Here is a 5339-nt window from a genome sequence, read left to right as displayed (position 1 = left end):
TCTCCATCTGGTTGAGTTCAAAATTGCGGTAGGCCCCGATCACGGCATCCACCTGCCCCGACATGAGCGAGGGCGAGAGCGACCAGTTGACGTTGACCAGCTCGATATCGCCGGTCTCCAGCCCGGCCTGGCCCAGCATCGCCGACAGCAGCGCCTCTTCGACCCCTGCCAGCGAGAAACCGACCTTGCGGCCTGCAAGGTCCGCGATGTCCCCGATGGGGCCGTCCTTCAGCACCAGCAGGCAGTTGAGCGGCGTGGCGACGAGCGTGCCCACCCGGATCAGCGGCATGCCCTCGGCCACCTGAAGATGCAGTTGCGGCTGATAGGAAATGGCCAGATCGGCACGCCCGGCGGCGGCCATCTTGGGCGGGTCGGAGGGATCGGCGGGGGCGATCACCTCGACCTCCAGCCCCGCATCGGCGAAATATCCCTGCTGTTCGGCGATGATGATGGGTCCGTGGTCGGGGTTCACGAACCAGTCGAGCATGACGGTCATCCGGTCCTGCGCGGCGGCAGGCATGGCGATCAGCAAGGCGAGGGCGGTCAGGGGTGCTTTCATAGGGTCTCTCCGGTCGGGTCGCCCATGGCGACAAGGTGAATTTCTCCGTCCCACACCGAGGCCAGCCGTTCCGCCGCGGCCCAAGACCGCAGGCCGGAACGGCAGCAGAGCACGGCGCGCTGGCCGGGCGCGGGGAGGGGGCCGTGCGGCCCGAAGGCCGTGACGGGCAGTCGGCGGGCGGTGGGACGCACCAGCGGCGCCTCGGTCTCGACCCGCAGGTCGACGACGAAGTCGGTTTCGGCAATCTCGGACGGCGCGAGGAAGCGCGGCTGGCGCTCCGGCTCGGCCGCGCCGGCAAAGCGGAACCCGCCAGAGCGGAAGGTTCGGGCATCGAAGGTGACGAGAAGGCTCAGCGGCGACGGGGGGATGCCCGCCAGCAGCGCCACCGCCATCTGCGCCTGTAGCGCGCCAATCACCCCCACGACGGGCCCCAGGACGCCGTCCTCGGCGCAGGACCCCGCGCGCCGCGGCAGGTCTGGGAACACGGCGCGCAAGCTTGGCCCGCCGCCGCAGAAGGCCCCGGCATAGCCGTCCAGACCGATCACCGAGGCGCTGACCAGCACCTGCCCGGAGGCATGGCAGGCATCCGACAGGATGTAGCTTGCCGCGAAGCTGTCGGCGCAGTCGAGCACGAGGTCCGCGCCGGCGCAGAGTGCAGCGGCATTGGCCGGATCGAGCGCGGCGGCGAGCGCCTCGACGCGGCATTCGGGGTTCAGGGCGATGATGTGTGCGGCGACGGCCTCGGCCTTGGGGCGGCCGATATCGGCCTCGCGGAACAGCGTCTGGCGGTGCAGGTTCGTCACCTCGACGCGGTCGGGGTCGACCAGCCGGATGCGCCCGACGCCCGCACCGCCGAGATATTGCAGCACCGGCGCGGCAAGCCCGCCCGCGCCGACGACCAGCACATGCGCATCCCGCAAGCGGGCCTGTCCATCCGCGCCGAATTCGGGCACGGCGACCTGGCGGGCGTAGCGGGTCATCGCGTCGCCTTGATCCACTGGCGCAGGCGCGCCTCGGGGTCGGCATGCAGGGTGATGTCGGTGACCGCAGACACGATGTCGGCCCCGGCCTGAAAGGCACCCGCCGCGCGCTCGACGCTCATCCCGCCGATGGCGACGAGGGGCAGGTCGCCGATCAGCCGCTTCCATTCGGTCACGCGCTCGAGGCCCTGCCGCTGCCACTTCATCTTCTTGAGGATCGTCGGATAGACCGGCCCGAGCGCCACGTAGTCGGGTGAAATCGACAGCGCCCGGTCGAGTTCCGCATGATCATGCGTGCTGATGCCCAGCTTCAGCCCGGCGCGACGGATGGCGGGCAGGTCCGCCGCGTCGAGATCCTCCTGTCCCAGGTGCACCCAGTCGCAGCCGAGTTCGATGGCCACCCGCCAGTGATCGTTGACCACCAGCACCGCGCCGTGCCGGCGGCACAGCGCCTGCGCCCGCGCCATGACCGCCCGCAACTCGGCCTCGGGCGTGTCCTTGATCCGCAACTGCACCAGCGTCACGCCAAGGGGCAGGGTGCGTTCCAGCCAATCAGGGCTGTCGAAGATCGGATAGAAGCGGTCGAGGCTCATGAGAGGAACGCCTTGCCGATCACTGGCGTCGAGGGTGCGGCCATGTCGCGCGGCTCCATCGGGTCGGCTTGATACGCCAGTCGCCCCGCCTCCACCGCCCGGGCGAACCCCTCGGCCATCGCCGCCGGATCGCCCGACTTTGCCACGGCGGTGTTCAGCAGCACAGCGTCGAACCCCATTTCCTGCGCCATCGCCGCCTGGCTCGGCAGGCCAAGGCCCGCATCCACGACCATCGGCACGTCAGGAAACTGCGCACGCAGCGTGCGCAGCCCGTAGATGTTGGTCAACCCCAGCCCGGTGCCGATGGGGGCGCCCCAAGGCATCAGGACCTCGCATCCGGCGTCGAGAAGGCGATCGGCCAGCACAACGTCCTCGGTCGTGTAGGGAAAGACCTTGAAGCCGTCATCGGTCAGGATGCGGGCCGCCTCGACCAGCCCGAACGGGTCGGGCTGGAGCGTGTCGGCATGACCGATCACCTCGAGCTTGATCCAGGACGTATCGAACAGCTCGCGCGCCATCTGTGCCGTCGTGACCGCCTCGCGCACCGAATGGCAGCCCGCGGTATTGGGCAAAAGCGTCACGCCCAGATCGCGCACCAGATCCCAGAACGCCGCGCCGGCCCGCTCGCCCCCCGCCTCGCGGCGGACAGAGACAGTGGCGATGCCCGCGCCGGAGCGGCGGAACGCCTCGGCCAGCACGCTTGGCGAGGGATACTGCGCCGTGCCGAGCATGAGGCGCGAGCTGATTTCCGAGCCGTAAAGCTGCATTTCAACCTCCCTGCCTTGGCGCGACGATCTCGACCCGGTCGCCGGGGGCAAGTGCGGTCTGCCCGCGCGCCGAGGCAGGCACGAAGGTTTCGTTGAGGGCGGTGGCAACCTTGGCGTCGCCATGGCCGAGTTCGTCCAGAACCCCGGCCAGCGTGTCGGCGCGCACCTCGGTCAGGGTGCCGTTGATCTCAATCTTCATGCCAAAACTCCGGTCTTGTTCGGTCGCAGGCCGCTTCGACCGCCATCCGTGCCAGCGCGGGGGCCAGAAGGAAGCCGTGACGGAAGAGGCCGTTGACGTGGATCGTGTCGCCCTGCCGGCTGAGGCGGGGCAGGTTGTCGGGAAAGGCGGGGCGAGCGTCGGCGCCGATCTCGACCAGCTCTGCCTCGCCGAAGGCCGGGTGCAGCGCATAGGCAGCCGACAGCAGCTCGAGGACGGAGCGGACGCTGCGTTTGCGGTCGTCGCTTTCGATCTGGGTCGCGCCCAGCATGAAGAGCCCGTCCGCGCGCGGCACCACGTAAAGCGGATAGCGCGGGTGCAGCAGCCGTACCGGGCGGTTCAGGCGCAGGTCGGCACTGCGCAGCACCGCCATCTCGCCCTTGACCCCGCGCAGGTCCGGCAGGCGGTCGCGCGCCGCCATACCCCGGCAATCGAAGGTCAGGCCCTCGGGCCGGCCCTGTTCGGCGACGAACGCAACGCCCGCGCTTTCCAGCCGGGTGCGCAGGTGGGCAAGTGCGGCACGCGGATCGAGATGCGCCTCGCCGGGGATGTGCAGCGCTCGGTCGAACCGGCCATCGAGATCCGGCTCCAACGCGGCAAGGCCTTTGGCGTCGAGGCTCTGGTGGCCCGCGACACGCCGCCCGAAGCGGTCCAACTCGCGCCGGTCGCGGCCAAGCGTCAGCACGAGGGTTCCCTGCCGGGTGACGGCCACGCCCTGACGTTCCCACCAGCCGGCCGCCTCCTGGCCCAGCCGGACGACCGGTTCCTCGGCCGTTTCGCTTTCGCAGAACGGGGCCAGCATCCCGCCGGCCCACCAGGAACAGCCGTGGGGCCCCGGCCGGGGCACCGGGTCGAAGACTGTGACATTGCAGCCCTGTCCGACAAGTTCCGCCGCCACGCACAGCCCGGCGACGCCGGCCCCCAGAACGCGGGCCCGCATCATCGCCAGACCTCGTGGAAATGATGCACGGGTCCGTGACCGCCGCCGATGCCCAGCCCGTCCGCCGCACGGATCGCGCCGTGCAGCCAAGCCTGCGCCCGCCGCACCGCCTGTTCGACCCCGGCGCCCTTGGCCAGTTCGGCGGCGATGGCCGAAGACAGGCTGCATCCTGTACCGTGGGTGTTGCGGGTGGCAATCCTCGGCTGCTCGAACGCGGTGACGCCCGATGCCGTGACCAGCCGGTCGATGCAGGTCCGTCCCGCCGCATGGCCGCCTTTCATTACCACGGCCCGCGCGCCAAGCCCGAGCAGGGCCTGGCCCTGGGCTTCGGTCTCCTGCGCGTCGCATGCCGGGCTGCGATGCAGCAGGCGCGCGGCCTCGGGCAGGTTCGGCGTCAGCACGTCGGCGCGGGGCAGCAGCCATTCGATCAGAGCGGCCTCGGCGTCCCGCGCCAGCAGCGCGTCCCCGGACTTTGCGATCATCACCGGGTCGAGCACGACCGGACCGGTGTAGCCCTTTATCGCCTCGGCGACGGCGGCGACGATCTCTGACGAGGCCAGCATGCCGATCTTGATGGCCTGGGGCGGGATGTCGTCGAGCACGGCGGCGATCTGCGCCCCGATGACGACGGGCGAGACGCTTTCGACCGCGAAGACGCCGCGTGTGTTCTGTGCGGTGATGGCGGTGATCGCGCTTGTTCCGTAGACACCCAGCGCCGAGAACGTCTTGAGATCGGCCTGAATCCCTGCGCCGCCGCCACTGTCGGAGCCTGCGATGGTCAGTGCGGTTGCGTGTCTCATCATCGCTTTCCCCCAACCGGCGACGGAAGGAGGGCGAAAAGGCGGCAGCCGTCGGCCGCGCCAGGTCGTGCTCCGTTCCCTACGCCGGTATTAGCCGGATCAGGTTCGATGGGTCGGCTTGCGCCTCTCAGCCCCAGACAGGGCACCCCAACGGATTCGACAATTATGTTAGCAAGGGGAGAGGGGGCCTACAACAATGTTCCTTGCGCAGCAGTATCGCTGCGACTCGAGAGACACCGCGATGAGGAACCCACTCCATGGATCGCGTCGCCGAGCGAAGGGAAAATGGTGCAATTGCCGCGTTCGATAGATTGCTTGGCTCACCGCAGCGGAGAGATTCGAATCTCCGAGTATCGGTTTTCGAGACCGTTTTTGGGGTAGGGTGGGGACGCCTTACCCCATATTTATATGGGTCTGCGGGACCTGTATGCGCGAGTTCGGCACGCTGAGTGGGGTAAGACGGCATAGTAGGACGGCATAGCA

The 5339-nt window shown here is 69.1% G+C and carries 7 protein-coding genes and 1 riboswitch; all 7 genes read right to left on the bottom strand.

From position 1 onward, the window contains the following. The coding region (locus LCF60_RS23280; RefSeq protein ID WP_292294921.1) for an ABC transporter substrate-binding protein at nucleotides 1-559 on the bottom strand (559 nt) is incomplete at its 3' end. Continuing rightward, nucleotides 556-1539, bottom strand: a complete 984-nt coding sequence (locus tag LCF60_RS23275; RefSeq protein ID WP_292294920.1) for a HesA/MoeB/ThiF family protein — start codon at nucleotides 1537-1539, stop codon at nucleotides 556-558. The genes LCF60_RS23275 and LCF60_RS23280, both read right to left, overlap by 4 nt. Beyond that, complete coding sequence (locus LCF60_RS23270; RefSeq protein ID WP_292294919.1) at nucleotides 1536-2132, bottom strand: thiamine phosphate synthase; 597 nt, start codon at nucleotides 2130-2132, stop codon at nucleotides 1536-1538. The genes LCF60_RS23275 and LCF60_RS23270 overlap by 4 nt, the downstream gene beginning before the upstream one ends. Next, the gene (locus LCF60_RS23265) at nucleotides 2129-2899 is read right to left on the bottom strand and encodes a thiazole synthase (protein ID WP_292294918.1); all 771 of its coding nucleotides are present in this window, start codon (nucleotides 2897-2899) and stop codon (nucleotides 2129-2131) included. The genes LCF60_RS23270 and LCF60_RS23265 overlap by 4 nt, the downstream gene beginning before the upstream one ends. A gap of 1 nt (nucleotide 2900) precedes the next feature. After that, nucleotides 2901-3098 carry a sulfur carrier protein ThiS gene (gene thiS, locus LCF60_RS23260; RefSeq protein WP_292294917.1) on the bottom strand — a complete coding sequence of 66 codons (198 nt, stop codon included), beginning with the start codon at nucleotides 3096-3098 and terminating at the stop codon, nucleotides 2901-2903. Continuing rightward, complete coding sequence (locus LCF60_RS23255; protein WP_292294916.1) at nucleotides 3088-4059, bottom strand: FAD-dependent oxidoreductase; 972 nt, start codon at nucleotides 4057-4059, stop codon at nucleotides 3088-3090. Before LCF60_RS23255 ends, thiS begins: the two co-directional genes overlap by 11 nt. Continuing rightward, a complete protein-coding gene (gene thiD, locus LCF60_RS23250) occupies nucleotides 4056-4856 on the bottom strand; it encodes a bifunctional hydroxymethylpyrimidine kinase/phosphomethylpyrimidine kinase (protein ID WP_292294915.1) in 801 nt (266 codons plus the stop codon). Before thiD ends, LCF60_RS23255 begins: the two co-directional genes overlap by 4 nt. 59 nt (nucleotides 4857-4915) lie before the next feature. Then, a riboswitch (TPP riboswitch) is annotated at nucleotides 4916-5016 on the bottom strand. Nucleotides 5017-5339: the final 323 nt, after the last annotated feature.

The sequence above is a fragment of the Marivita sp. genome (genome assembly GCF_020055635.1).
GTDB lineage: Bacteria > Pseudomonadota > Alphaproteobacteria > Rhodobacterales > Rhodobacteraceae > Marivita.
This window is presented reverse-complemented; position numbering and strand designations above follow the sequence as displayed.

What these genes read in the sequence shown, in the direction of transcription:
- LCF60_RS23265 (WP_292294918.1), bottom strand. Translation starts at nt 2,899, where the DNA reads ATGCAGCTTTACGGCTCGGAAATCAGCTCGCGCCTCATGCTCGGCACG.
- thiD (WP_292294915.1), bottom strand. Translation starts at nt 4,856, where the DNA reads ATGAGACACGCAACCGCACTGACCATCGCAGGCTCCGACAGTGGCGGC.
- LCF60_RS23275 (WP_292294920.1), bottom strand. Translation starts at nt 1,539, where the DNA reads ATGACCCGCTACGCCCGCCAGGTCGCCGTGCCCGAATTCGGCGCGGAT.
- thiS (WP_292294917.1), bottom strand. Translation starts at nt 3,098, where the DNA reads ATGAAGATTGAGATCAACGGCACCCTGACCGAGGTGCGCGCCGACACG.
- LCF60_RS23255 (WP_292294916.1), bottom strand. Translation starts at nt 4,059, where the DNA reads ATGATGCGGGCCCGCGTTCTGGGGGCCGGCGTCGCCGGGCTGTGCGTG.
- LCF60_RS23270 (WP_292294919.1), bottom strand. Translation starts at nt 2,132, where the DNA reads ATGAGCCTCGACCGCTTCTATCCGATCTTCGACAGCCCTGATTGGCTG.